The sequence below is a fragment of the Streptomyces sp. NBC_00271 genome (genome assembly GCF_036178845.1).
Taxonomy (GTDB): domain Bacteria; phylum Actinomycetota; class Actinomycetes; order Streptomycetales; family Streptomycetaceae; genus Streptomyces.
Map to the genome: position 1 here is coordinate 3,327,421 of NZ_CP108070.1, position 24,251 is coordinate 3,351,671.

General features: G+C 67.2%; 19 protein-coding genes and 2 rRNA genes. 9 read left to right on the plus strand and 12 right to left on the minus strand.

Annotation, left to right across the window (positions count from 1 at the left end):
- Positions 1 to 47: 47 nt before the first annotated feature.
- From OG798_RS15595 to OG798_RS15605, 3 genes are all read right to left on the minus strand, one after another.
- Positions 48 to 3,169: ribosomal RNA gene (locus tag OG798_RS15595) — 23S ribosomal RNA — on the minus strand.
- Between the two features lie 314 nt (positions 3,170 to 3,483).
- A 16S ribosomal RNA gene (locus OG798_RS15600) occupies positions 3,484 to 5,009 on the minus strand.
- Together the 16S and 23S rRNA genes form the textbook arrangement of a ribosomal RNA operon.
- A gap of 659 nt (positions 5,010 to 5,668) precedes the next feature.
- Positions 5,669 to 6,310 (minus strand): DNA-3-methyladenine glycosylase, encoded by a 642-nt coding sequence (locus OG798_RS15605; protein WP_328757210.1) that lies wholly within the window; start codon positions 6,308 to 6,310, stop codon positions 5,669 to 5,671.
- 237 nt (positions 6,311 to 6,547) lie between these two features.
- Here OG798_RS15605 and OG798_RS15610 point away from each other — a divergent pair, with 237 nt between their 5' ends.
- The 3 genes from OG798_RS15610 (at position 6,548) to OG798_RS15620 (ending at position 8,571) form a co-directional block, all read left to right on the plus strand.
- Positions 6,548 to 7,333, plus strand: a complete 786-nt coding sequence (locus OG798_RS15610; protein ID WP_054230566.1) for a sporulation protein — start codon at positions 6,548 to 6,550, stop codon at positions 7,331 to 7,333.
- Between the two features lie 39 nt (positions 7,334 to 7,372).
- On the plus strand, positions 7,373 to 7,906 hold the full coding sequence (locus OG798_RS15615; RefSeq protein ID WP_095855431.1) for a YbhB/YbcL family Raf kinase inhibitor-like protein: 534 nt from the start codon (positions 7,373 to 7,375) through the stop codon (positions 7,904 to 7,906).
- 158 nt (positions 7,907 to 8,064) lie between these two features.
- Complete coding sequence (locus OG798_RS15620) at positions 8,065 to 8,571, plus strand: HNH endonuclease (RefSeq protein ID WP_095855430.1); 507 nt, start codon at positions 8,065 to 8,067, stop codon at positions 8,569 to 8,571.
- A gap of 80 nt (positions 8,572 to 8,651) precedes the next feature.
- Here the strand turns inward: OG798_RS15620 and OG798_RS15625 are convergent, their stop codons facing one another.
- The 3 genes from OG798_RS15625 to OG798_RS15635 form a co-directional block, all read right to left on the minus strand.
- Positions 8,652 to 9,587 carry an SPFH domain-containing protein gene (locus OG798_RS15625; protein ID WP_054230569.1) on the minus strand — a complete coding sequence of 312 codons (936 nt, stop codon included), beginning with the start codon at positions 9,585 to 9,587 and terminating at the stop codon, positions 8,652 to 8,654.
- A gap of 131 nt (positions 9,588 to 9,718) precedes the next feature.
- The gene (locus OG798_RS15630; RefSeq protein ID WP_328757211.1) at positions 9,719 to 10,153 is read right to left on the minus strand and encodes an NfeD family protein; all 435 of its coding nucleotides are present in this window, start codon (positions 10,151 to 10,153) and stop codon (positions 9,719 to 9,721) included.
- Between the two features lie 73 nt (positions 10,154 to 10,226).
- Positions 10,227 to 11,018, minus strand: a complete 792-nt coding sequence (locus tag OG798_RS15635) for an ABC transporter ATP-binding protein (protein ID WP_054230572.1) — start codon at positions 11,016 to 11,018, stop codon at positions 10,227 to 10,229.
- 121 nt (positions 11,019 to 11,139) lie between these two features.
- Here OG798_RS15635 and OG798_RS15640 point away from each other — a divergent pair, with 121 nt between their 5' ends.
- Positions 11,140 to 11,928 carry a hypothetical protein gene (locus OG798_RS15640; protein WP_095855428.1) on the plus strand — a complete coding sequence of 263 codons (789 nt, stop codon included), beginning with the start codon at positions 11,140 to 11,142 and terminating at the stop codon, positions 11,926 to 11,928.
- 226 nt (positions 11,929 to 12,154) lie between these two features.
- Here OG798_RS15640 and OG798_RS15645 read toward each other — a convergent pair whose 3' ends face one another.
- The 3 genes from OG798_RS15645 to OG798_RS15655 form a co-directional block, all read right to left on the minus strand.
- Complete coding sequence (locus OG798_RS15645; protein ID WP_328757212.1) at positions 12,155 to 12,400, minus strand: chaplin; 246 nt, start codon at positions 12,398 to 12,400, stop codon at positions 12,155 to 12,157.
- Between the two features lie 158 nt (positions 12,401 to 12,558).
- Positions 12,559 to 13,200 carry a response regulator gene (locus OG798_RS15650; RefSeq protein ID WP_095855427.1) on the minus strand — a complete coding sequence of 214 codons (642 nt, stop codon included), beginning with the start codon at positions 13,198 to 13,200 and terminating at the stop codon, positions 12,559 to 12,561.
- The gene (locus OG798_RS15655) at positions 13,193 to 14,371 is read right to left on the minus strand and encodes a GAF domain-containing sensor histidine kinase (protein ID WP_328757213.1); all 1,179 of its coding nucleotides are present in this window, start codon (positions 14,369 to 14,371) and stop codon (positions 13,193 to 13,195) included. Before OG798_RS15655 ends, OG798_RS15650 begins: the two co-directional genes overlap by 8 nt.
- A gap of 189 nt (positions 14,372 to 14,560) precedes the next feature.
- On the opposite strand from OG798_RS15655, the gene OG798_RS15660 reads away from it, so the two are divergent.
- The 3 genes from OG798_RS15660 (at position 14,561) to OG798_RS15670 (ending at position 17,421) form a co-directional block, all read left to right on the plus strand.
- A complete protein-coding gene (locus OG798_RS15660) occupies positions 14,561 to 15,256 on the plus strand; it encodes an SDR family NAD(P)-dependent oxidoreductase (RefSeq protein ID WP_121416566.1) in 696 nt (231 codons plus the stop codon).
- Positions 15,253 to 16,338 carry an S-adenosylmethionine:tRNA ribosyltransferase-isomerase gene (locus OG798_RS15665; RefSeq protein ID WP_328757214.1) on the plus strand — a complete coding sequence of 362 codons (1,086 nt, stop codon included), beginning with the start codon at positions 15,253 to 15,255 and terminating at the stop codon, positions 16,336 to 16,338. The genes OG798_RS15660 and OG798_RS15665 overlap by 4 nt, the downstream gene beginning before the upstream one ends.
- A 300-nt stretch (positions 16,339 to 16,638) precedes the next feature.
- Entirely contained in the window at positions 16,639 to 17,421 is a 783-nt protein-coding gene (locus tag OG798_RS15670) for a transglycosylase SLT domain-containing protein (RefSeq protein ID WP_095855423.1), read from the plus strand.
- Positions 17,422 to 17,505: 84 nt separating this feature from the next.
- On the opposite strand, the gene OG798_RS15675 is transcribed toward OG798_RS15670, so the two are convergent.
- A complete protein-coding gene (locus tag OG798_RS15675; RefSeq protein WP_121416564.1) occupies positions 17,506 to 20,010 on the minus strand; it encodes an ABC transporter ATP-binding protein/permease in 2,505 nt (834 codons plus the stop codon).
- A 242-nt stretch (positions 20,011 to 20,252) separates the two neighbouring features.
- On the opposite strand from OG798_RS15675, the gene OG798_RS15680 reads away from it, so the two are divergent.
- Both OG798_RS15680 and serB read left to right on the plus strand, forming a co-directional pair.
- Positions 20,253 to 22,010, plus strand: coding sequence for a streptophobe family protein (locus tag OG798_RS15680; RefSeq protein ID WP_121416563.1), 1,758 nt, complete (start codon positions 20,253 to 20,255; stop codon positions 22,008 to 22,010).
- 111 nt (positions 22,011 to 22,121) lie between these two features.
- The gene (gene serB, locus OG798_RS15685; protein ID WP_067364591.1) at positions 22,122 to 23,333 is read left to right on the plus strand and encodes a phosphoserine phosphatase SerB; all 1,212 of its coding nucleotides are present in this window, start codon (positions 22,122 to 22,124) and stop codon (positions 23,331 to 23,333) included.
- Between the two features lie 112 nt (positions 23,334 to 23,445).
- Here serB and OG798_RS15690 read toward each other — a convergent pair whose 3' ends face one another.
- Positions 23,446 to 23,964 carry a SixA phosphatase family protein gene (locus tag OG798_RS15690; RefSeq protein WP_067364588.1) on the minus strand — a complete coding sequence of 173 codons (519 nt, stop codon included), beginning with the start codon at positions 23,962 to 23,964 and terminating at the stop codon, positions 23,446 to 23,448.
- A gap of 65 nt (positions 23,965 to 24,029) precedes the next feature.
- Complete coding sequence (locus tag OG798_RS15695) at positions 24,030 to 24,245, minus strand: hypothetical protein (protein WP_095855420.1); 216 nt, start codon at positions 24,243 to 24,245, stop codon at positions 24,030 to 24,032.
- Between the last annotated feature and the right edge of the window lie 6 nt (positions 24,246 to 24,251).

Below are 24,251 nucleotides of genomic sequence, written 5' to 3' on the forward strand. Positions count from 1 at the left end.
GCACAACCGTTCGTTGTCTGGGAACTACACAGTGGACGCGAGCAACTGAGGACAAGCCCTCGGCCTATTAGTACCGGTCACCTCCAGCGGTTACCCGCCTTCCAGATCCGGCCTATCAACCCAGTCGTCTACTGGGAGCCTTAACCCCTCAAAGGGGGTGGGAATACTCATCTCGAAGCAGGCTTCCCGCTTAGATGCTTTCAGCGGTTATCCCTCCCGAACGTAGCCAACCAGCCATGCCCTTGGCAGGACAACTGGCACACCAGAGGTTCGTCCGTCCCGGTCCTCTCGTACTAGGGACAGCCCTTCTCAATATTCCTACGCGCGCAGCGGATAGGGACCGAACTGTCTCACGACGTTCTAAACCCAGCTCGCGTACCGCTTTAATGGGCGAACAGCCCAACCCTTGGGACCGACTCCAGCCCCAGGATGCGACGAGCCGACATCGAGGTGCCAAACCATCCCGTCGATATGGACTCTTGGGGAAGATCAGCCTGTTATCCCCGGGGTACCTTTTATCCGTTGAGCGACGGCGCTTCCACAAGCCACCGCCGGATCACTAGTCCCGACTTTCGTCCCTGCTCGACCCGTCGGTCTCACAGTCAAGCTCCCTTGTGCACTTACACTCAACACCTGATTACCAACCAGGCTGAGGGAACCTTTGGGCGCCTCCGTTACTCTTTAGGAGGCAACCGCCCCAGTTAAACTACCCATCAGACACTGTCCCTGATCCGGATCACGGACCCAGGTTAGACATCCAGCACGACCAGAGTGGTATTTCAACGACGACTCCCCCTGAGCTGGCGCTCAGAGTTCAAAGTCTCCCACCTATCCTACACAAGCCGAACCGAACACCAATATCAAACTGTAGTAAAGGTCCCGGGGTCTTTCCGTCCTGCTGCGCGAAACGAGCATCTTTACTCGTAGTGCAATTTCACCGGGCCTATGGTTGAGACAGTCGAGAAGTCGTTACGCCATTCGTGCAGGTCGGAACTTACCCGACAAGGAATTTCGCTACCTTAGGATGGTTATAGTTACCACCGCCGTTTACTGGCGCTTAAGTTCTCAGCTTCGCCACCCCGAAGAGTGACTAACCGGTCCCCTTAACGTTCCAGCACCGGGCAGGCGTCAGTCCGTATACATCGCCTTACGGCTTCGCACGGACCTGTGTTTTTAGTAAACAGTCGCTTCTCGCTGGTCTCTGCGGCCACCCCCAGCTCACGGAGTAAATCCGATCACCGGTGATGGCCCCCCTTCTCCCGAAGTTACGGGGGCATTTTGCCGAGTTCCTTAACCATAGTTCACCCGAACGCCTCGGTATTCTCTACCTGACCACCTGAGTCGGTTTAGGGTACGGGCCGCCATGAAACTCGCTAGAGGCTTTTCTCGACAGCATAGGATCATCCACTTCACCACAATCGGCTCGGCATCAGGTCTCAGACTATGTGTCAGGCGGATTTGCCTACCAGACGTCCTACACCCTTACCCCGGGACAACCACCGCCCGGGATGGACTACCTTCCTGCGTCACCCCATCACTCACCTACTGCAGGTCTGGTCCGTCGGCTCCACCACTCCCCTTTGCCCGAAGGCTCCGGGGCGGCTTCACGGACTTAGCATCGCCTGGTTCAATGTTTGACGCTTCACAGCGGGTACCGGAATATCAACCGGTTATCCATCGACTACGCCTGTCGGCCTCGCCTTAGGTCCCGACTTACCCTGGGCAGATCAGCTTGACCCAGGAACCCTTAGTCAATCGGCGCACACGTTTCTCACGTGTGTATCGCTACTCATGCCTGCATTCTCACTCGTGAACCGTCCACCACTGCCTTCCGGCGCGGCTTCACCCGGCACACGACGCTCCCCTACCCATCACAGCGGGCGTTGGCCCTATTGCTGCAATGACACGACTTCGGCGGTACGCTTGAGCCCCGCTACATTGTCGGCGCGGAATCACTAGACCAGTGAGCTATTACGCACTCTTTCAAGGGTGGCTGCTTCTAAGCCAACCTCCTGGTTGTCTCTGCGACTCCACATCCTTTCCCACTTAGCGTACGCTTAGGGGCCTTAGTCGATGCTCTGGGCTGTTTCCCTCTCGACCATGGAGCTTATCCCCCACAGTCTCACTGCCGCGCTCTCACTTACCGGCATTCGGAGTTTGGCTAAGGTCAGTAACCCGGTAGGGCCCATCGCCTATCCAGTGCTCTACCTCCGGCAAGAAACACACGACGCTGCACCTAAATGCATTTCGGGGAGAACCAGCTATCACGGAGTTTGATTGGCCTTTCACCCCTAACCACAGGTCATCCCCCAGGTTTTCAACCCTGGTGGGTTCGGTCCTCCACGACCTCTTACAGCCGCTTCAACCTGCCCATGGCTAGATCACTCCGCTTCGGGTCTTGAGCGCGCTACTAAATCGCCCTATTCGGACTCGCTTTCGCTACGGCTTCCCCACACGGGTTAACCTCGCAACACACCGCAAACTCGCAGGCTCATTCTTCAAAAGGCACGCAGTCACGAGGCAAGCACAAGTGCTTGCCCGACGCTCCCACGGCTTGTAGGCACACGGTTTCAGGTACTATTTCACTCCGCTCCCGCGGTACTTTTCACCATTCCCTCACGGTACTATCCGCTATCGGTCACCAGGGAATATTTAGGCTTAGCGGGTGGTCCCGCCAGATTCACACGGGATTTCTCGGGCCCCGTGCTACTTGGGTGTTTCTCAAACGAGCCGTTGACGTTTCGACTACGGGGGTCTTACCCTCTACGCCGGACCTTTCGCATGTCCTTCGCCTACATCAACGGTTTCTGACTCGTCTCACGGCCGGCAGACCGTGAAAGAGAAATCCCACAACCCCACATACGCAACCCCTGCCGGGTCTCACACGCATATGGTTTGGCCTCATCCAGTTTCGCTCGCCACTACTCCCGGAATCACGGTTGTTTTCTCTTCCTGCGGGTACTGAGATGTTTCACTTCCCCGCGTTCCCTCCACATACCCTATGTGTTCAGGTATGGGTGACAGCCCATGACGACTGCCGGGTTTCCCCATTCGGAAACCCCCGGATCAAAGCCTGGTTGACGACTCCCCGGGGACTATCGTGGCCTCCCACGTCCTTCATCGGTTCCTGGTGCCAAGGCATCCACCGTGCGCCCTTAAAAACTTGGCCACAGATGCTCGCGTCCACTGTGCAGTTCTCAAACAACGACCAACCACCCATCACCCCCGGTTACAACCGGAGTGCACTGGGGCCGGCACTGAAGGCAGCCGATTCGGCCGTACCTTCAGACACCCAACAGCGTGCCCGGCACCCCCGCCACTCATGATCAGCTTTCCACGCCCCGAAGAGCAGTACTCACAGCCTGAGATGACTGAAGATGCCGAATAATCAACGTTCCACCCATGAGCAACCAGCATCAGACATTCGCCGATGTACTGGCCTCTGACCTCACCCCGGAGGGATCGGTAAGAAGTGCTCCTTAGAAAGGAGGTGATCCAGCCGCACCTTCCGGTACGGCTACCTTGTTACGACTTCGTCCCAATCGCCAGTCCCACCTTCGACAGCTCCCTCCCACAAGGGGTTGGGCCACCGGCTTCGGGTGTTACCGACTTTCGTGACGTGACGGGCGGTGTGTACAAGGCCCGGGAACGTATTCACCGCAGCAATGCTGATCTGCGATTACTAGCAACTCCGACTTCATGGGGTCGAGTTGCAGACCCCAATCCGAACTGAGACAGGCTTTTTGAGATTCGCTCCGCCTCACGACTTCGCAGCTCATTGTACCTGCCATTGTAGCACGTGTGCAGCCCAAGACATAAGGGGCATGATGACTTGACGTCGTCCCCACCTTCCTCCGAGTTGACCCCGGCAGTCTCCTGTGAGTCCCCATCACCCCGAAGGGCATGCTGGCAACACAGAACAAGGGTTGCGCTCGTTGCGGGACTTAACCCAACATCTCACGACACGAGCTGACGACAGCCATGCACCACCTGTACACCGACCACAAGGGGGCGACCATCTCTGGCCGTTTCCGGTGTATGTCAAGCCTTGGTAAGGTTCTTCGCGTTGCGTCGAATTAAGCCACATGCTCCGCTGCTTGTGCGGGCCCCCGTCAATTCCTTTGAGTTTTAGCCTTGCGGCCGTACTCCCCAGGCGGGGAACTTAATGCGTTAGCTGCGGCACCGACGACGTGGAATGTCGCCAACACCTAGTTCCCACCGTTTACGGCGTGGACTACCAGGGTATCTAATCCTGTTCGCTCCCCACGCTTTCGCTCCTCAGCGTCAGTAATGGCCCAGAGATCCGCCTTCGCCACCGGTGTTCCTCCTGATATCTGCGCATTTCACCGCTACACCAGGAATTCCGATCTCCCCTACCACACTCTAGCTAGCCCGTATCGAATGCAGACCCGGGGTTAAGCCCCGGGCTTTCACACCCGACGTGACAAGCCGCCTACGAGCTCTTTACGCCCAATAATTCCGGACAACGCTTGCGCCCTACGTATTACCGCGGCTGCTGGCACGTAGTTAGCCGGCGCTTCTTCTGCAGGTACCGTCACTTTCGCTTCTTCCCTGCTGAAAGAGGTTTACAACCCGAAGGCCGTCATCCCTCACGCGGCGTCGCTGCATCAGGCTTTCGCCCATTGTGCAATATTCCCCACTGCTGCCTCCCGTAGGAGTCTGGGCCGTGTCTCAGTCCCAGTGTGGCCGGTCGCCCTCTCAGGCCGGCTACCCGTCGTCGCCTTGGTGAGCCACTACCTCACCAACAAGCTGATAGGCCGCGGGCTCATCCTTCACCGCCGGAGCTTTTAACCCACCCAGATGCCCGGGCAGGTGTTATCCGGTATTAGACCCCGTTTCCAGGGCTTGTCCCAGAGTGAAGGGCAGATTGCCCACGTGTTACTCACCCGTTCGCCACTAATCCACCCCGAAGGGCTTCATCGTTCGACTTGCATGTGTTAAGCACGCCGCCAGCGTTCGTCCTGAGCCAGGATCAAACTCTCCGTGAATGTTTTCCCGTAATCGGGACGACACCACGAGAGCGGAACCGAGGAGAGGAATAATCCCCCCGGTTCACAGCGTCCTCGCTGTGCGCCTGCCAGGCAGTGCCCGGCAGGACTTTTTCAAAGGAACCTCGCCCCAGCCGATCGGCCGGAGACGGGGTATCAACATATCTGGCGTTGATTTTTGGCACGCTGTTGAGTTCTCAAGGAACGGACGCTTCCTTTGTACTCACCCTCTCGGGCTTTCCTCCGGGCGCTTCCCTTCGGTCCTGCTGTCTTGCTTTGTTCTTGCGTTTCCGACTCTATCAGACCGTTTCGCGATCCGATTTCCTCGGTGCTTTCCAGGTTTCCGCTTTCGCGTTTCCCTTTCCGGCGGTTCCGACTCTATCAGACTCTTTCGTGTCCGATTCCCTGTCGGAGAGGGATTCTGTCTCCCGGCTTTGAATGCTTTCGCTTCGCGGCCTTTCGACATTCACTACGCTAGCCGATTCCCTCGGCAACTCATAATCGAGTTCCGCGGGCCGGAATTCAGGCATGCAGGCACGCCGAATTCTCCCCCGCTGAGGGGAAGTCCTAGGTAGTGGGTTGGCCACTCCCGGCTGCAGGCTGAACGCCGTACCCGGTTCAAGCGGCTCGGGCTACATTACGGACCCCCCAGGGGCGAGTCAAGTTGAGCGACGGCGTGGCGTGTGGGCTCGATAAGGGCTCACGGTGGGGTCGTTGGCTACCCAGAAGCGCCAGGGGTGGACGCCCCCGTCGCCGGCCACTCCGGTACGCGGACCGTTGCGTACCTGGTCGGAGTGGACGGGGGTGCCCGTCAGGAGGGTCAGCGGGGAGCCCTCGGGGCCGCAGGCGTCGGCGCCGTCGAGGGCCCTGTCCACGCCGAGGGCCGTGGCCAGGCGCGCGGGCCCTTTGGCCAGTTCCTTGTCATTTCGGGCCGAGAGCCGACGTTTGCGAGCGAGTTCGGCGCCCTCGATGATCTCCCCGGCACGGAGGAGCACCCCGCTCGGGTTGCCCTCGGGACCACACACCAGGTTCATGCAGAACCACATGCCGTAGGTGAAGTAGACGTATACGTGCCCGGGCGGACCGAACATCACGTCGTTGCGGGCCGTGCGGCCGCGATAGGCGTGGGAGCCGGGGTCGTTCGGGCCGTCGTACGCCTCCACCTCCGTGAGACGGAGCTCGATCGGACCGTCCGGTGTCGTGTGCACGAGGATGCGCCCCAGCAGGTCGGGGGCGACCTCCAGCACGGGGCGGTCGAAGAAGTCCCGGGTGATGGGCGTACGGTCAGGGGCCGCGATCATGGCGTACGAGCGTAGTCCAGTCGCCCGGACGGATGCGGCCGGGTGAGGGACTGTGCCGTACGGGCCCGCACGCGTGCGTTGTCCGTACGAGCCCGTACGTGTCTACGGGTGGTCAGGGACCGTCCTCCTTGTAAGGGTGAGGGCGTGGAACCGGCCGCGGTCGGATCGCGTTTGTAGGGATCAGGGATCCAGACGGATGTACGACGGAACACAGGCGCTGCCTGGGGAGGAAGAAACATGGGGTTCAAGCGGCTGCTTGCGAGCCTGGGAGCCGGTGGGGCTTCGGTCGAGACGGTGCTGACCGAGGTCAACGTCGTTCCGGGTGGTGTCGTGCAGGGTGAGGTGCGGATCCAGGGCGGGTCCGTGAACCAGGCCATCGAGGGGCTGTCGGTCGGGCTCCAGGCCAAGGTCGAGGTCGAGGGGCACGACGACCAGGAGTACAAGCAGGACATCGAGTTCACCAAGCTGCGGCTCGGTGGGGCCTTCGAGCTGCAGGCCGGTGCCGTGCACGCCGTTCCCTTCGGGCTCGAGATCCCGTGGGAGACGCCGATCACCACGATCGACGGGCAGGCGCTGCGGGGCATGCACATCGGTGTGACCACCGAGCTGGAGATCGCGCGTGCCGTGGACTCCGGTGACCTGGACCCGATCAACGTGCACCCGCTGCCGGCGCAGCAGGCGATCCTGAACGCCTTCATCCAGCTGGGCTTCCGCTTCAAGAACGCGGACATGGAGCGCGGTCACATCCGGGGCACCCGGCAGAAGCTGCCGTTCTACCAGGAGATCGAGTTCTTCCCGCCGTCGCAGTACCGCGGGCTGAACCAGGTCGAGCTGAGCTTCGTCGCGGACGACCACGAGATGGACGTCATCCTGGAGATGGACAAGAAGCCGGGCCTCTTCAGTGAGGGCAGCGACTCGTACCGCTCCTTCCGGGTGGGGCTGCACGACTACCAGGGCACGGACTGGGCCGCGTACCTGAACCAGTGGCTGTCCGAGGTCGGCAGCAAGCGCAGCTGGTTCTAGGCTCGGGTCGAGAGATTCCACCGTTCAGGAGGTTCTGACGTGACCGAGCTCAAGAGGCCGCCGCTTCCCCATGACTTCCATCCGCCCGTTCCGGCCTTCACGGTCACCAGTGAGGACGTCGAGTCGGGCGGGGTACTGAAGGACGCTCAGGTCTACGCGGCCGGGAACACCTCGCCGCAGCTGAGCTGGGAGGGCTTCCCGCCGGAGACCAAGAGCTTCGCCGTGACCTGCTTCGATCCGGACGCCCCTACGGGGAGCGGGTTCTGGCACTGGGTGGTGTTCGACATTCCGGCTTCGGTGACGGAACTGCCGACGGGTGCGGGCAGCGGCAAGTTCGAGGGACTGCCGGAGGGTGCCGTTCAGGTGCGCAACGACTACGGGTCCAAGGACTTCGGTGGCGCCGCGCCGCCGGCCGGGGATCCCGCGCACCGGTATGTTTTCACGGTGTACGCCGTGGATCAGGAGAAGCTCGGTCCCGACGCGGAGGTGTCGCCGGCCGTCGTGGGATTCAATCTGCGGTTCCACACGCTGGCGCGCGCCCAGCTGATGGGAGAGTACGCGTCGCCCGCGTAAAGCGGTGAAGACTCACGTTCACTGAACGTTTGCCCGCCTCTGGTCTTGGAAGTGATCAGGGGCGGGCATTTTTATTGCGTTGTCCATCTCGGCGTGCCCGGCCAGAGTTGATCCAAGCCCGCCAGGGGGTGGGCCGGTGCGCACGGGAGGTGGGCTGGATGCGGGACACGCTGGTTCTGAACGCGAGCTTTGAGCCGCTGTCGACGGTGACGTTGAACCGAGCCGTCGTTCTGGTGCTGCAGGACAAGGCTGTTGTCGAGCAGGCCCACCCCGAACTCCGTATGCGCGGCGCCGCGCTGGACATACCCGTGCCCCGAGTCATAAGGCTCTGCAGGTATGTAAGGGTGCCTTTCCGAAGACAAGCGCCGTGGTCGAGGCGCGGTGTGCTGGTGCGCGACCAGCACAGGTGCGCGTACTGCGGAAGGCGGGCGACGACGGTCGACCACGTGGTGCCGCGCGCGCAGGGCGGTCAGGACTCCTGGCTGAACACGGTGGCGTCCTGCGCCGAGGACAATCACCGCAAGGCGGCCCGGACTCCGGAGCAGGCGGGTATGCCGCTGCTGCGGCAGCCGTTCGAGCCGACGCCCGCGGACGCGATGCTGCTGGCGCTGGGCCGTGACGACCTCGACGCCCTCCCGGAGTGGCTGGCCCAACCCGCAGCGTAGGCCCGGCAGTTCCTACGACGATGGGGCCCACCTCCGCCGAAAGGCAGGAGGTGGGCCCCATCGTCGTAGGGACCAGGGCGTCAGTCGGTGACGGACGGCTTCTCGCGGCGCTCGGTGCCCGCGTTGCCCGAACCGCCGCCCATGGGACCGAAGTTGCCCATGGCGCCGCTCAGGCCCTTGAGGGCGTCGCCGATCTCGCTGGGCACGATCCAGAGCTTGTTGGCGTCGCCCTCGGCGATCTTGGGGAGCATCTGGAGGTACTGGTAGGCGAGGAGCTTCTGGTCGGCGTCGCCGGCGTGGATGGACTCGAAGACCGTACGGATGGCCTGGGCCTCGCCCTCGGCGCGCAGGGCGGCGGCCTTGGCCTCACCTTCGGCGCGCAGGATCGCGGACTGCTTCTCACCTTCGGCGGTGAGGATCTGCGACTGGCGGATGCCTTCGGCGGTGAGGATCGCGGCGCGCTTGTCACGGTCGGCGCGCATCTGCTTCTCCATCGAGTCCTGGATGGAGGTGGGCGGTTCGATCGCCTTGAGCTCGACGCGGTTGACGCGGATGCCCCACTTGCCGGTGGCCTCGTCGAGGACGCCGCGCAGGGCCGCGTTGATCTCCTCGCGGGAGGTGAGGGTCCGCTCCAGGTCCATCCCACCGATGATGTTGCGCAGGGTGGTGACGGTGAGCTGCTCGATCGCCTGGATGTAGCTGGCGACTTCGTAGGTGGCGGCGCGTGCGTCGGTGACCTGGTAGTAGATGACCGTGTCGATGTTGACCACCAGGTTGTCCTGGGTGATCACCGGCTGCGGCGGGAACGGCACGACCTGTTCACGCAGGTCGATGCGGTTGCGGATCGAGTCGATGAACGGGACCACGATGTTCAGGCCCGCGTTGAGGGTCCGTGTGTAGCGCCCGAAGCGCTCCACGATGGCCGCGCTGGCCTGTGGGATGACCTGGATGGTCTTGATCAGGGCGATGAATACCAACACCACCAGGATGATCAGGACGATGATGATTGGTGCCATCGATGCTCCCCGTACCCTTCTCCGCCTCGATATGTCCGAAAGATCTTATGGTTGTTGAAGATCTTGCTCGACGAGTCTGACAGACCGTCGTCTGCCACGTGGGGCGTTCGGTTCACTTGCGTCGCACGAGGTCACATCACAATCGCCGTGGCTCCTTCGATGTCCACGACGTCCACCTCCTGGCCCACTTCGTAGGCCCGTCCGGCGTCGAGGGCGCGCGCCGACCAGATCTCTCCGCCGAGTTTGATCCGGCCGTCGCCCGAACCGTCCACCCGTTCCAGGACGATGGCCTGTTTCCCCTTCAACGCCTCCACGCCGGTGGCGAGTTGGGGCCGCTGGGCGCGGTGCCGGGCCGCGACGGGTCGTACGACGGCGATGAGGGCGAACGAGACGACGGCGAAGACGAGTACCTGAAGGACGACATCGCCGCCAAGGCCCGCTGTCGCCGCCGCCGCTGCGGCGCCGAGGGCGAGCATGCCGAACTCCGGCATCGCGGTCACCACGAGCGGGATGCCCAGCGCGGCCGCGCCGACGAGCCACCACACCCATGCGTTGATGTCGTTCACGTGGTCATGGTAGGTCCGCGGGCCGGGCGCGGACAGGGCGCAGATCGGTGGAGAAGGGGCTCGTACCGGGTGTTCAGGACATCGGCAGGCCCTGCGCGGTCCAACGCTCGCCGTTCTGCTCGACGATGAGCGGGAGTCCGAAGCAGAGGGAGAGGTTGCGCGAGGTGAGTTCGAGTTCGAGCGGGCCCGCGGCGAGCACCTTGCCCTGACGGATCATCAGGACGTGGGTGAAGCCGGGAGCGATCTCCTCGACGTGGTGCGTGACCATGATCATGGAGGGGGCGATCGGGTCGCGGGCGAGGCGGCCGAGGCGGCGGACGAGGTCCTCGCGGCCGCCGAGGTCGAGGCCCGCGGCGGGCTCGTCGAGCAGGAGCAGCTCGGGGTCGGTCATCAGGGCGCGGGCGATCAGGGTGCGCTTGCGCTCGCCCTCGGACAGCGTGCCGAACCGGCGGTCCAGGTAGTCGCTCATGCCGAGGCGGTCGAGGAAGGCGCGGGCGCGCTGCTCGTCGATGTCCTCGTAGTCCTCGTGCCAGCCCGCGGTCATGCCGTACGCGGCCGTCAGCACGGTCTGCAGGACGGTCTGGCGCTTGGGGAGCTTCTCGGCCATGGCGATACCGGCCACGCCGATGCGCGGGCGCAACTCGAAGACGTCGACCTTGCCGAGGGTCTCGCCGAGGATGGTGGCGGTGCCCTGGCTGGGGAAGAGATAGCTGGAGGCGAGATTCAGGAGGGTCGTCTTTCCGGCGCCGTTCGGGCCGAGGATGACCCAGCGCTCCCCCTCCTTGACCGACCAGGAGACCTGGTCCACCAGAGCCCGGCCCTCTCGGACCACGGACACGTCCTCCAGCTCCAGTACATCGCTCATGAGCGCGTTGTCTCCCATTGCAGTCTCGGCCGTCGCTTACGTCTGTGGACGCAGCCCCCAGGGAAAACCTACGCCACCGGTCGGTCGCTCCCATCCATCGGTCGGTCCTTAGGGTGGAGGCATGCTCTCGGAACCACGCTCAGGACGCCTGGCCGCATGGGGAAATGCCCTTTTGGCCGGACTTGTTTCGCCGGATGACGCGGTGCTCGCCATCGTCGGTGAGGACGCGGTGCACCGGGTCGAGGGGCTGCCGGGTGAGTCCGGGCCCGTCGGTCTCACGCTCGCGCTCGGCCGGCTTCGCGCGCTCGGGGTGAAAGGACTGCGGGTCGCGCTGCCCGCGCCGGGGCATCCGCTCGGGCTGAGCGGGCCGCCGGACTTCAATGCGCGCGCCCTCGACGCGGAGGAGGCGGTGGTCTGCCACGGGGTGGCGCTCGGGCTCGTTCCCGAGGTGTACGAGGCCGGGCCCGAGGGTGATGTCCATGTCGAGGTGGTGTGGCACTGCCTCGCCGTGCGGGAGGCGCCGCCGGCGGATGTGCCGTCGCTCGGTGAGGCCGAGCGGGAGCTCGCGGAGGCGCTGCGTGACGCGACGGAGGTGTTGTCGCGGCTCGATGTGGCGGGGTCGGGGCCGGTCGCCGAGGCGGCGGTCGACGCGTACCGGGCGCGGGCCGAGCGGGGGCGGGAGGTGTTGGCGCCCGGGTATCCGCCGCGTGCGGTGCGGGTGCTGGAGCTGGCTCAGCGGGTGGGGTTGCTGATCTCCGTCGCGTATGAGAACGGGCATGGCGGGGCGGTGAGTGCGTCGGAGATTTCGGCGCGGGCGTTGGCGTTGCGGCCGGTTGAGCGGACGGCTCGGCGGGCGCAGGTGGCGGCGTACAACGCGTTCGTGGAGGAGCGGGAGCGCGGGGGTCGCTGAGGTCTGTTTGCGCCCCCGCCGCCCCTACCCGTCCCATCCCCAGCTGGGGGCTCCGCCCCCAGACCCCCCGGTGGGTTCTTTGGGTGCGGGTGAATGGGGGCTGGGCGCGCAGTTCCCCGCGCCCCTGGGGGGGCGGGGCTGCGCCCCTGCCCCCCAGGGCCCGACACGGCAGCGGCCTCCCAGGAGAGTCCTGGGAGGCCGGTGGGGGGTGGTGGGGGCGTGGGTCTCAGTGGTTGAGGCCCAGGTTGCCGAAGGCCGGGTTCAGGACGCCGATGACGTTCACGCTGTTGCCGACCGCGTTCACGGGGATGTGGATCGGGGCCTGGATGACGTTGCCCGAGACGACGCCCGGGGAGCCCGCGGCGCTGCCGCCCGCCCACGAGCCGTCCGTCGCGGACGCCATACCGGCACCGGCGGCGACCAGCCCGCCGGCCACCATCGCGACAGCCGTGGCCTTCTTCAGGTTCTTCACTTCTGAGCCCTCCCTAGCGATCACCGCGGCAGTCGCCGCGGCACGCACTGGAGAACGGCCGAGATCCCCGGAGGATGCGCCATCCGGGTGACATACACACGACGGTATGAATCTCAGCCCGGAGCGGAACCCTCCGAGTTGCCGCCGCGCGCGGGCGATCAGCCCGCCGCCCCATGGCGTACGGCCCAGAGCGCGGCCTGTGTGCGGTCGGCGAGGTCGAGCTTCATCAGGATGTTCGAGACGTGCGTCTTGACGGTCTTCTCCGAGAGGACGAGCGCGCGTGCGATTTCCCGGTTGGAGCGGCCGTCCGCGATCAGGGCGAGCACTTCGCGCTCCCGTTCGGTGAGCGAGCCGCCCCTCCCCTGGCCCGAGTTGGCCTCCTCCTGGGACAGCAGGACGCCCGCCACCTCGGGCTGGAGCAGGATGTGCCCGGCGTGCACGGAGCGGATGGCTCCGGCGAGGGCGTCGGGGTCCACGTCCTTGTAGACATAGCCGGCGGCGCCCGCGCGCAGGGCCGGGACGACCGTGCGCTGTTCGGTGAAGCTGGTGACGATCAGCACGCGCGCGGGGTTGGCGAGTTCACGGAGCTTGCGCAGCGCGTCGATGCCGTCCATGCCCGGCATCTTGACGTCCATGAGGACGACGTCGGGCTTCAGCTCCTCGGCGCGGGCGACTCCTTCGGCGCCGTCGGACGCCTCGCCCACGACCTCGATGTCGTCCTGCACTTCGAGAAAGGTGCGCAGGCCCCGGCGGACCACTTGGTGGTCGTCGACGAGCAGCACCTTGATTGCGTCAGCCACCAGGGACCTCCATCTCGATCGTGGTGCCCTTTCCGGGCGCCGATTCCACGCTGAGGGTGCCGCCGACCCCGCTCGATCGGTCGCGCATGGAGACCAGGCCCAGGTGGCGTCCCGCGGCGCGGATCGCCGTGGGCTCGAAGCCGGTGCCGTCGTCGCTGACGCGCAGAACGGTGCCGGTGCCGCGCTTCTCCAGGGTGACATCGACGCGGCCGGCTCCAGAATGCCGCAGCGCGTTGTGCAGGGCCTCCTGGGCGACGCGCAGCACGGCCTCCTCCTGGGCGGCGGGCAGCGCCCGCACCCCGTGGCCGGCGAAGGTCACGTGCGCGGAGTGGGCGCGGTCGAGGACCTGTATCTGGGTGCGCAGGGTGGCGACCAGGCCGTCCTCGTCGAGGGCGGCGGGGCGCAGCTCGATGACGGCGGCGCGCAGTTCTTCGGTGGCCTCCGCGGCGAGCATGGCCACCTGGTGCAGTTCGCCCTTGGCGCGTGCGGGGTCGCGGTCCACGAGGGCGGCGGCGGCCTGTGCGGTCAGGCGCAGGGAGAAGAGTTTCTGGCTGACGGCGTCGTGGAGCTCGTGGGCGAGCCGGGAGCGCTCCTCGGCGATGGTGAGCTCGCGGCTGCGCTCGTAGAGGCGGGCGTTGGTCAGGGCGATCGCCGCGTGCTGGGCGAGGATCGTGAGGAGTTCCTGGTCGTCCTCGGTGAAGCCGCAGCCGCCGTCCGGCGCGGAGCAGTCCTCCTGGTTCTCCTTGTTCTCCTTCGTCCTGTTCTTGTTCGCCAGGAACAGGGCGCCGATGACCTCGTCGCCGTCGCGGATGGGCAGGCCCAGGAAGTCGGACATGTCGGGGTGGGCGGCGGGCCAGCCCTCGAAGCGGGGGTCCTTGCGTACGTCGGCGAGGCGCTCGGGGCGGGCCTCGTGCAGCATCGCGGCGAGGATGCCGTGCTGGCGCGGAAGCGGGCCGATGGCCTTCCACTGGGCGTCGCTGACGCCGTCGACCACGAACTGGGCGAAGCCTCCGTGGTCGTCGGGCACACCGAGCGCCGCGTACTGCGCGTCGAGCAGCTCGCGGGCCGAGACGACGATCGTCTTGAGGACGTCGCGCACCTCGAGGTGCCTGCTCATGGCCAGCAGCGCGGAGCTCACCGCGTACAGACCGGACCGGGGGCCTTGGCTCATGTCCCCAACGTACCGGCGGGGTGTGACAGTGCGTATCCGACCTGTGGTGGCGGCTGTCTAGGCCGGTGGGCCTAGGGCGAAGGGCCCCGGGTCATTGGGGCCCGCGCACGAGGCGGCGGGGGTGGCCCGGTTCCTACGTTGGGGGGCACCCGCCCGGAGCGGCGGTGCTGGGACGAGGGGACGGACGTCATGCCGGTAGCGATCATCACGGGTGCTTCGAAGGGGCTGGGTCGGGCGCTGGCCGCGGCTCTGGCGGAGCGCGGCTGGGATCTGGTGCTCGACGCCAGGACCGCGGGAGTGCTGAAGGAGACGGCGGAGGCGCTGTCCGTGTACGGGACCCGGGTGGAGGCGCTGCCCGGGGATGTCGGGGACGCCGGGCACCGCGCCGGGCTGGTGGCGGCGGCCCGTGGGCTCGGCGGCGTGGACCTGCTGGTGAGCAACGCGAGCGCGCTGGGCGCGGAGCCGCTGGTGCGTCTGGAGGATCTGGCCCTGGACGGGCTGCGCCACGCCCTGGAGGTCAACGTGGTCGCGGCGCTGGGCCTGGTCCAGGAGGCGCTGCCGCTGCTGCGGGCCGCACGGGCCGGGGCGGTCGTCGCCGTCAGCTCGGACGCGGCCGTGGAGGCGTACGAGACGTGGGGCGGGTACGGGGCGTCCAAGGCCGCCCTGGACCATCTGGCGGCCGTGCTCGGCGTGGAGGAGCCCGGGCTGCGGGTGTGGGCCGTGGACCCAGGGGACATGGGCACGGACCTGTACGCGGCGGCCGTGCCGGACGACGACGACGCGCGGCCGACGCCGGACAGCGTGGTTCCGGCCTTTCTGCGGCTGCTGGACGAACGTCCCGCCAGTGGCCGCTACGGCGCTCGGGCGCTGCTGGAGGTGCGATGACGACGACCGTGCGGGTTCCGGAGGAGCGGTCGGCGCGGGTGCCGGCCGAGCAGCGCGGGCCCGGGCGGGACCGGGACTCCGTGCGGCTGCTGGTGTCGTGCGGTACGGAGGTGTCGCATCACGCGTTCGTGGAGCTGCCGCGGCGGCTGCGGGCGGGGGATCTGCTGATCGTCAACACCTCCGCCACGCTGGCGGCCGCCGTGGACGGGCGGATCGGGCACGCGCGTGTGGTGGTGCATTTCTCCACGCGGGGCGATGACGGACGGTGGGCCGTCGAGCTGCGGGATCCCGATGGAAGGGGCACCACACGTGCGCGCGCGGGCGGACCCGCGGGTACGGAGGTGCGCCTTGCCGGGGACGTGCGCCTCGTACTGGAGGAGCCGCTGACGTCGTACGGCTCGCGGCTGTGGTGGGGGCGGGTGTCGGAGCCGGACGTGCTCGGACTGCTGCGGCGCCGCGGGCGCCCCATTCGCTACTCCTATACACAGAGGGATCAGCCGCTGTCCGCGTACCAGACGGTGTTCGCGCTGCCGTCGGCCGACGGCGGAGGCAGCGCGGAGATGCCGAGCGCCGCGCGGCCGTTCACCGCGCGCCTGGTGGCGGAGCTGGTGAGCCGGGGCGTGCAGTTCGCGCCGATCACGCTGCACACCGGTGTCGCGTCGGCGGAGGCCCATGAGCCGCCGTATCCGGAGCGGTACGAGGTGCCGGAGGCGTCGGCCCGGCTGATCAACGCCGCGAGAGCGGGAGAGGGGCGGATCCTCGCGGTCGGTACGACGGCCGTACGCGCCGTGGAGTCGGCCGTCGACGCCGGCGGGGTGGTCCGGGCCCGGAAGGGCTGGACGGACCTCGTGGTGACCCCGGAGCGGGGTGTGCGGGTGGTGGACGGGCTGCTGACCGGGCTGCACGAGCCGGAGGCCTCGCATCTGCTGATGCTGGAGGCGATCGCGGGACGGGCGGCGATCGAGCGCAGCTACGGCGAGGCGTTGAGCGGGCTATACCTCTGGCACGAGTTCGGGGACGTGCACCTCATCCTGCCGGAGAAGGGCCCTCACGCTGAGCGTTGCTCCAGCAACTACCGGTGAGAATTCCATGGGGCCAATGTGAGCCCGCACATAGGGCGCACATCACGTACGAAGGTGCATAGGAGATAAAGGCGGGCATAGTGAGCGGGGCAGACGTGTCAGTCTGCCCCGATTTGCCCTTACTGGCCCTACTACCTTCCGTCGTACGTCACACCTTTGCCACAGTATTTTGCGGCCGCTAAGAATGGCACCCGTCGCTCAGCACCGAGGGTTTCACCCCACGGCGCCAGATCCGGAAACACTCTGTCCCCCCACCGGATCGGGAGCGACCTCCGCGCTATTCGAAGAGGTCCATCAGCCATGACCAAGAACACCCGCACTCCTGGCCATAGTCCGAAGCTGACGAAGCTCCACAAGCTCTCGGTCGCCGGTGTCGCCACCCTCGGTGCCGCGACCCTCGCGTTCTCGCTGGCGCCGAGCCACACGCAGACCACCACGAGCGACGCCGCCGTCTCCGCGGCCCCGGTCGCCTTCAGCCAGCAGCCGATCAAGAACGTGCAGGCCCGCGTCACCGACCAGCAGGCCGGTGCGAGCCTGAAGACCCAGGCCATCCAGGCGAAGAAGAAGGCGGCCGACGACGCCGCCAAGAAGGCCGCCGACGCGGCCGCCGCCAAGAAGGCCGTCGAGAACGTCCGCACGGTGCAGGCCGCGAGCCGCTCCGTGCAGCGCCCCGCGATCGAGACGGTCGCCATGAAGACGGTCGCCATGAAGACGTACGCCACGAAGACGTACACCACGAAGACGGCCGCCACGAAGAAGTACGCCAACAACCTCGACGGCTGGATCCGCCAGTCGCTCGACATCATGAAGCGCAGGGGCATCCCGGGTTCGTACAACGGGCTGCACCGCAACATCATGCGCGAGTCCTCGGGCAACCCGATGGCCATCAACGGCTGGGACATCAACGCCATCAACGGGATCCCCTCGAAGGGCCTGCTGCAGGTCATCCAGCCGACCTTCAACGCGTACCACGTGCCCGGCACCTCGTGGAACATCTACGACCCGGTCGCCAACATCACGGCCGCCGCCAACTACGCGGCCGACAAGTACGGCTCGATGGACAACGTCAACAGCGCGTACTGAGGCCTGCGCGGACCTCTGACACGTACGCCGAAGGGCGGCACCCCGGTGTTGGGGTGCCGCCCTTCGGCGTACGTGCGCGCGGGACTACTTGCGCATGACCTCGGGCTCGTGGCGGCGCAGGAAGCGGGCCACGAAGAAGCCGCAGACGGCGGCGAGGACGAGCAGCGCGACGATGTCCATGCCGTAGGCGGACGCCGTGTGGTTCCACAGCGGGTCCGTGCTGGACGGGTCGTCCGTGTTCGGACTGATGTTGTTGAAGTCCAGCGTGGCGCCGGCGGCGGCGACCGCCCAGCGCGAGGGCATCAGGTACGAGAACTCGTTGACGCCGATCTTGCCGTTCAGGATGAACAGGCAGCCGGTGAACACGACCTGGATGATCGCGAACATGACCAGCAGCGGCATGGTCTTCTCGGCCGTCTTCACCAGCGAGGAGATGACCAGGCCGAACATCATCGAGGCGAAGCCCAGCGCCATGATCGGGATGGAGAGTTCCAGCAGCACCGAATGGCCGAAGACCACGCCCTCGGTGGGCTTGGTGCGGCTGGTGAAACCGATCGCGCCGACCATGGCGCCCTGCAGCACGGTGATCACGCCGAGCACGACCACCTTGGACATCAGGTACGCCGAGCGGGACAGGCCGGTGGCGCGCTCCCGCTCGTAGATCACCCGTTCCTTGATCAGCTCACGGACGGAGTTCGCCGCGCCCGCGAAACAGGCGCCGACCGCGAGGATCAGCAGCACCGTGGTGGCCGTGCCGTTCGGCACGTGCACGCCCGTCTTCGGGTTCACCTGCGGGTTCACCAGCAGGGTCTTGTTCGGGTCGATGAGCAGGCTCACCGCGCCGAGCACGGCCGGCAGGATCACCGTCAGCGCCAGGAAGCCCTTGTCGGACACGATCACCGACACATAACGCCGTACCAGCGTGCTGAGCTGGGAGAACCAGCCCTGCGGCTTCGGCGGCTTCATCGCCTGCGGCGGCGTCACATTGGCCGACTGCGGGGCGACGGCGTCGATGTCCGCGGCATACATCTGGTAGTGCTGCGAGCCCTTCCAGCGGCCCGCCCAGTCGTAGTCGCGGTAGTTCTCGAAGGCGGAGAAGACATCGGCCCAGGTCTCGTACCCGAAGAAGTTGAGGGCCTCCTCCGGCGGACCGAAGTACGCGACCGAACCGCCCGGTGCCATCACCAGCAGCTTGTCGCAGATCGCCAGCTCGGCCACGGAGTGCGTGACGACGAGGACCGTACGGCCGTCGTCGGCGAGGCCGCGCAGCAGCTGCATGACATCGCGGTCCATGCCCGGGTCGAGACCGGAGGTCGGCTCGTCCAGGAAGATCAGCGACGGCTTGGTCAGCAGTTCCAGGGCCACCGAGACGCGCTTGCGCTGGCCGCCGGAGAGGGAGGTGACCTTCTTCTCCTTGTGGATGTCCAGCTTCAGCTCGCGCAGCACCTCGTCTATGCGGGCCTCACGCTCGGCCGTCGTGGTGTCGGCGGGGAAGCGCAGCTTGGCCGCGTACTTGAGGGCCTTCTTGACGGTGAGTTCCTTGTGCAGGATGTCGTCCTGCGGGACCAGACCGATGCGCTGGCGCAGCTCGGCGAACTGCTTGTACAGGTTCCGGTTGTCGTAGAGGACGTCACCCTGGTTGGCGGGGCGGTAGCCCGTGAGCGCCTTCAGGAGCGTCGACTTGCCGGAGCCCGAGGGGCCGATGACCGCGATGAGCGACTTCTCGGGGACGCCGAAGGAGACGTCCTTGAGGATCTGCTTGCCGCCGTCGACGGTCACCGTCAGATGGCGGGCCGAGAAGGAGACCTCACCGGTGTCGACGAACTCCTCGAGCCGGTCGCCGACCAGGCGGAACGTCGAGTGGCCGACGCCGACGATGTCGTTCGGGCCGAGCAGCGCCGAGCCGCCCTTGGCGATCGGCTGACCGTTGACGTAGGTGCCGTTGTGCGAGCCGAGGTCGCGGATCTCGAAGCGGCCGCCGGGCATCGCGTGGAACTCGGCGTGGTGGCGCGAGACCTGGAGGTCGGAGACGACCAGCTCGTTCTCCAGCGCACGACCGATGCGCATCACCCGGCCGAGGTCGAGCTGGTGGAAGGTGGTCGGGCTGCGGTCGCCGTAGACCGGCGGCGCCCCCGCGCCACCACCGGGTCCCTGCTGCTGCGGCACTCGCGCCGCGGGCTGCTGCGGCTGCTGGTGACTCTGCTCCGGCGTCTGCTGCGGCGGTGCCTGCTGGGCCCAGCCGGGGCTCGCGCCCTGCGCGGCGTAGGGCTGCTGCTGAGGCTGCGCGACGGCGGCAGCGGCGCCGGAGAGGTTCAGACGCGGGCCGTCGGTCGCGTTGCCGAGGTGCACGGCCGAACCGGGGCCGATCTCCATCCGATGGATCCGCTGCCCCTGCACAAAGGTGCCGTTGGTGCTGCCGTGGTCCTCGATGACCCAACTCCGGCCGTCCCAGCTCATCGTGGCGTGACGCCAGGAGACCCTGGCGTCGTCGAGCACGACGTCCCCCTGCGGATCACGTCCGAGGGTGTATGGCCTGGACGCATCGAGCGTCCAGGTCCGTCCATTCAATTCCAGTACGAGTTCCGGCACTCCATGCCCCACTGAGTTGTCCCCCGAAGTTCCCCCATCACAGGGAGTCTAGGGATGTCGAACATCGGGGGGAACTATTTCAGGAGCAGCCCCCTGACCGAAAGTCGGGCCATGTGAAGAGCGCGCACGGGCGGGTTGCCCGTTTCCGTTGACGGGGTTGAAACCGGCCCGGAGAGTGGTAATCCCACGCGAGGGGGACATCCGCGGTGATGACACCGCGGCGCGGATCGGGGGGTCTGACGATGAGCATCGACACCGCGGGACACGGCAGGCGACTGCCGTGGGGGGATGTGCTGTTGTCCGCGATCGCCTCGGTGAGCTGGGCGTTGATCGCGATGGCGGGAACGGCCGCGCTCGGTCTGCATCTGGTCGGCGCGGACGCGGCGGGCTCGCTCGGGCCGATGACCGCGGCGGTGGTGGCTCTCGGGGCCAATGGTGCGGTCAAACCGTCCGGCGATGTGTCGGCCTTCGGTCTGAAGGGGGCGGAGGCGCACACGGCCATACAGATCACGCCACTGGGTGTGGGGCTCGTGGGCGCGCTCCTGCTCTCCTTCTTCTTCCTACGCTCCCTGCGCGGGGCGGGAGTTGTGATCGCGCCGTCCGAACTCCTCGCGCGTGCGGGCGCGGTGGTCGTGCTGTTCGTGGCGATGCTGGGCGGGCTCGCCTGGGCCGGGCACGACATCATCACGATCGACGGGAGCAAGCTCGGCCTCGACCGGGTGACGGGCGGCGGCCTCGGGAACATCACCGACAAGCTCCCCGGCGGTCTCGGCGACCTCGGCGGACTGCTGCCCGGCAAGATCGGCGACCTGGTGCAGGCGCAGGCGGCCGTGGGCTTCACCGTCGACACGGTGCCCACGCTGCTCGGCGGCGCGGCCTGGGCGGCCGGAATCCTGGTGATCGCCCTGCTCGCCTCCCGGCGCACCCCGCTGCCCCGCGGCTGGGAGGGCGTGCACCGGATGGTGCGCCCGGCCGCGTCCGCGCTGGTCACGGTGGTCCTGGTGGCGGTCCTCGCGGGCCTCGCGGCGGCGGCGTACGCGGCGATCGACGATCCCCATCCCAAGCTGATCGCGGGCGCCGCGCTGCTGGGCGCGCCCAACGGGGTGTGGCTGGGCATCCCGATCGGCCTCTTCGTGCCCTGGGACGGCAAGGCCACCGGCGAACTCGCCAAGGTGCTCCCCCACCCGCTGGACCGGTTGCTGAGCGTCGACTCCGATCAGCCCGTCACCCTGGGCCGGCTCGCCGAACTCGACGGACGGGTGTGGCTGTTGGGGGTCGCGACCGCGGTGATGATGCTGTTCGCGGGCGTCCTCGCCGCCTCGCGTACGCCTTTTGTACGGGGTCAGGGTGCGGCTTCGGTGGGAACACCGGCTGCTCCCGTTGTACGAGGAGGGGGTGCCCTCGGTTTCGCCGGGCGCTGCGCTCTTCGGCTCGGCATCGTGACGGCGCTGGCGCTGCCGCTGCTGGTGTGGCTGACGGACGTGTCCGTGGACGCCTCGCTGTCGGTGTTCGGCATCGACGCGTTCGGTGCCGGAATTCGGTTGCACGGGCATCTGGGCATGGCGCTGTTGCTCGGCGCCGTCTGGGGTGCGGGCGCGGGGGCGGCGGGGGCGCTGCTGGCGTACGCGAGCGGGGCCGCGGGACGGCGGGCGGCGCCGCTGGCACTGGGTGACGCAGGTCCCCCGGCGCCTGCGCCCGCCCCTGACCTCCCCCGGGAGCCCGGACCGTACGCCCCGGGCGCCCCGTACCGACCGGCGAACCCCGACACCAATCCCTATCTGCGGCTGCCCGACGAGCTGCGGGAACCCGCCGACGGTCGGCCGCCCGAGCGGCCGCGCTCGCCCGACGACGTGTACGGCGCGCCGACGGTCGTCCGGCCGATGGCGCCGCCACCTGGGCCGCAGAACCGGCGACCGCGGGGGCGCGATGTGCCGCCTCCGCCGCAGCCGCCGCCCGGCCAGGGACCTTCCGCGCCGCCGGGGCCGGGGCGGCAGAACTGATCGTCGTTGCCGGGCAACGCGCTCGACACCGCTCCGACACCCAGTGTTCCCCGTCCGCTGGACGGACCTCAGGGGCGGAAGGCACGGGGTGCCGGATACGGTGGAGTCACCATGAGCGCTTCGCAGACCCCCGAGGTCCCCACTCTCCTCGTCAAGATCTTCGGCAAGGACCGGCCGGGTATCACGGCCGGACTCTTCGACACCCTCGCCGCCTTCTCCGTCGAGGTGGTCGACATCGAGCAGGTCGTCACCCGCGGCCGGATCGTGCTCTGCGCGCTCGTGACCGAGCCGCCGGCCGGCCTGGAGGGCGATCTGCGGGCCACCGTCCACAGCTGGGCGGAGTCGATGAAGATGCAGGCGGAGATCATCTCCGGCCTCGGCGACAACCGGCCGCGTGGCCTCGGGCGGTCCCTCGTCACCGTGCTCGGGCATCCGCTCACGGCGGAGTCGACGGCCGCGATCGCCGCCCGGATCACCAAGACCGGCGGCAACATCGACCGTATCTTCCGGCTCGCCAAGTACCCGGTGACGGCGGTCGAGTTCGCCGTGTCCGGTACGGGAACCGAGGCGCTGCGCACCGCGCTGGTGACCGAGGCCGCGGCGCTCGGAGTGGACATCGCGGTGGTGGCGGCGGGGCTGCACCGCAGGGCGCAGCGCCTGGTCGTCATGGATGTGGACTCGACGCTGATCCAGGACGAGGTGATCGAGCTCTTCGCCGCGCATGCCGGGTGCGAGGAGCAGGTCGCCGAGGTGACGGCGGCCGCGATGCGCGGGGAGCTGGACTTCGAGCAGTCGCTGCACGCGCGTGTGGCGCTGCTCAAGGGGCTGGACGCCTCGGTGGTGACCAAGGTGCGCGAGGAGGTGCGGCTGACACCGGGCGCGCGCACGCTGATCCGTACGCTGAAGCGGCTCGGTTTCCAAGTCGGTGTCGTCTCGGGCGGATTCACGCAGGTCACGGACGATCTGAAGGAGCGGCTCGGGCTGGACTTCGCGCAGGCCAACACCCTGGAGATCGTCGACGGGAAGCTGACGGGCAGGGTCACCGGGGAGATCGTGGACCGCGCGGGCAAGGCACGGCTGCTGCGCCGGTTCGCCGCCGAGGCGGGGGTGCCGCTCGCCCAGACCGTGGCGATCGGCGACGGGGCCAATGACCTCGACATGCTCAACGCGGCCGGTCTCGGCGTCGCCTTCAACGCCAAGCCCGTCGTCCGCCAGGCCGCGCACACCGCGGTGAACTTCCCCTTCCTGGACACCGTGCTGTATCTGCTGGGTGTCACCCGCGAAGAGGTCGAGGCGGCGGACATGCACCTCGGCGACCACTAGGTCCTGTCCCGCGTCTGCGGCATGATCCGCCGGACAGGCCCTGAGGCCCGGACATACGTCGACGGGGGCCCGGCACCGTACTGGTGCCGGGCCCCCGTCCCTGTCGGGTGGGTTACTCGGTCGGCGCCCAGTAGTCGGTCAGCGTGCACACTCCGGGCTCCAGGGATTTCCAGGAGCCCTCGACGGAGAGCACGGCGAAGGCGCCCGTGTGGAAGCCGTGGGCGGCCATCCGGGCGCGGGTGTCGCCCTCGGCCTGTCCGGCCAGCACCTCGGTGAGTCCCTGGATGCCGGGGTTGTGGCCGATCAGGACCACGTTGTGCGCGTCGTCCGGGGTCTCGTTGAGTACGGCGATCAGCTCGCCGGGCGAGGCCTCGTAGAGCCGCTCCTCATAGACGGTTTTCGGCCGGTGCGGGAGCTCGTGGACGGCGAGCTTCCAGGTCTCCCGGGTGCGGGTCGCCGTGGAGCAGAGGGCCATATCGAAAGGGATCCCGGTGTCGGCCAGCTTGCGTCCGGCGACGGCGGCGTCCTGACGGCCCCGGTCAGCGAGCGGCCGCTCGTGGTCGGACACCTGTGGCCAGTCGGCTTTCGCATGCCGGAAGAGGACAATCCTGCGGGGTTCTGCGACGCTCATGAGTCCCAGCTTCGCATGAAACACGCCATGCGGCGCTGAGAGTTGACCTGCTCTCCCGGGCGTGCTCAGGGGGTCTGGTGCAGCACCGTCTGCTGGACGCGCTCGAAGAGGTGGGTGATCGCGGGGTCGCCGCCCGCGGCGTGCGCGTCCGCCGGGTTCAGTATCAGCAGGAGCAGGGCGATGAAGGCGAGGGCGGGCAGGGCGAGGGCCCACCAGGGCAGCCGGATGTCCACGCCGCCCGGGGTCGCCGGGTGGGGCCGGGTGTGCGTACGGGCCGACATGCCGCC

What these genes read in the sequence shown, in the direction of transcription:
- OG798_RS15625 (WP_054230569.1), bottom strand. Translation starts at nt 9,587, where the DNA reads ATGGCACCAATCATCATCGTCCTGATCATCCTGGTGGTGTTGGTATTC.
- OG798_RS15665 (WP_328757214.1), top strand. Translation starts at nt 15,253, where the DNA reads ATGACGACGACCGTGCGGGTTCCGGAGGAGCGGTCGGCGCGGGTGCCG.
- OG798_RS15690 (WP_067364588.1), bottom strand. Translation starts at nt 23,964, where the DNA reads ATGAGCGTCGCAGAACCCCGCAGGATTGTCCTCTTCCGGCATGCGAAA.
- OG798_RS15610 (WP_054230566.1), top strand. Translation starts at nt 6,548, where the DNA reads ATGGGGTTCAAGCGGCTGCTTGCGAGCCTGGGAGCCGGTGGGGCTTCG.
- OG798_RS15655 (WP_328757213.1), bottom strand. Translation starts at nt 14,371, where the DNA reads ATGAGCCAAGGCCCCCGGTCCGGTCTGTACGCGGTGAGCTCCGCGCTG.
- OG798_RS15620 (WP_095855430.1), top strand. Translation starts at nt 8,065, where the DNA reads ATGCGGGACACGCTGGTTCTGAACGCGAGCTTTGAGCCGCTGTCGACG.
- OG798_RS15670 (WP_095855423.1), top strand. Translation starts at nt 16,639, where the DNA reads ATGACCAAGAACACCCGCACTCCTGGCCATAGTCCGAAGCTGACGAAG.
- OG798_RS15635 (WP_054230572.1), bottom strand. Translation starts at nt 11,018, where the DNA reads ATGAGCGATGTACTGGAGCTGGAGGACGTGTCCGTGGTCCGAGAGGGC.
- OG798_RS15695 (WP_095855420.1), bottom strand. Translation starts at nt 24,245, where the DNA reads ATGTCGGCCCGTACGCACACCCGGCCCCACCCGGCGACCCCGGGCGGC.
- OG798_RS15660 (WP_121416566.1), top strand. Translation starts at nt 14,561, where the DNA reads ATGCCGGTAGCGATCATCACGGGTGCTTCGAAGGGGCTGGGTCGGGCG.
- OG798_RS15640 (WP_095855428.1), top strand. Translation starts at nt 11,140, where the DNA reads ATGCTCTCGGAACCACGCTCAGGACGCCTGGCCGCATGGGGAAATGCC.
- OG798_RS15605 (WP_328757210.1), bottom strand. Translation starts at nt 6,310, where the DNA reads ATGATCGCGGCCCCTGACCGTACGCCCATCACCCGGGACTTCTTCGAC.
- serB (WP_067364591.1), top strand. Translation starts at nt 22,122, where the DNA reads ATGAGCGCTTCGCAGACCCCCGAGGTCCCCACTCTCCTCGTCAAGATC.
- OG798_RS15680 (WP_121416563.1), top strand. Translation starts at nt 20,253, where the DNA reads ATGAGCATCGACACCGCGGGACACGGCAGGCGACTGCCGTGGGGGGAT.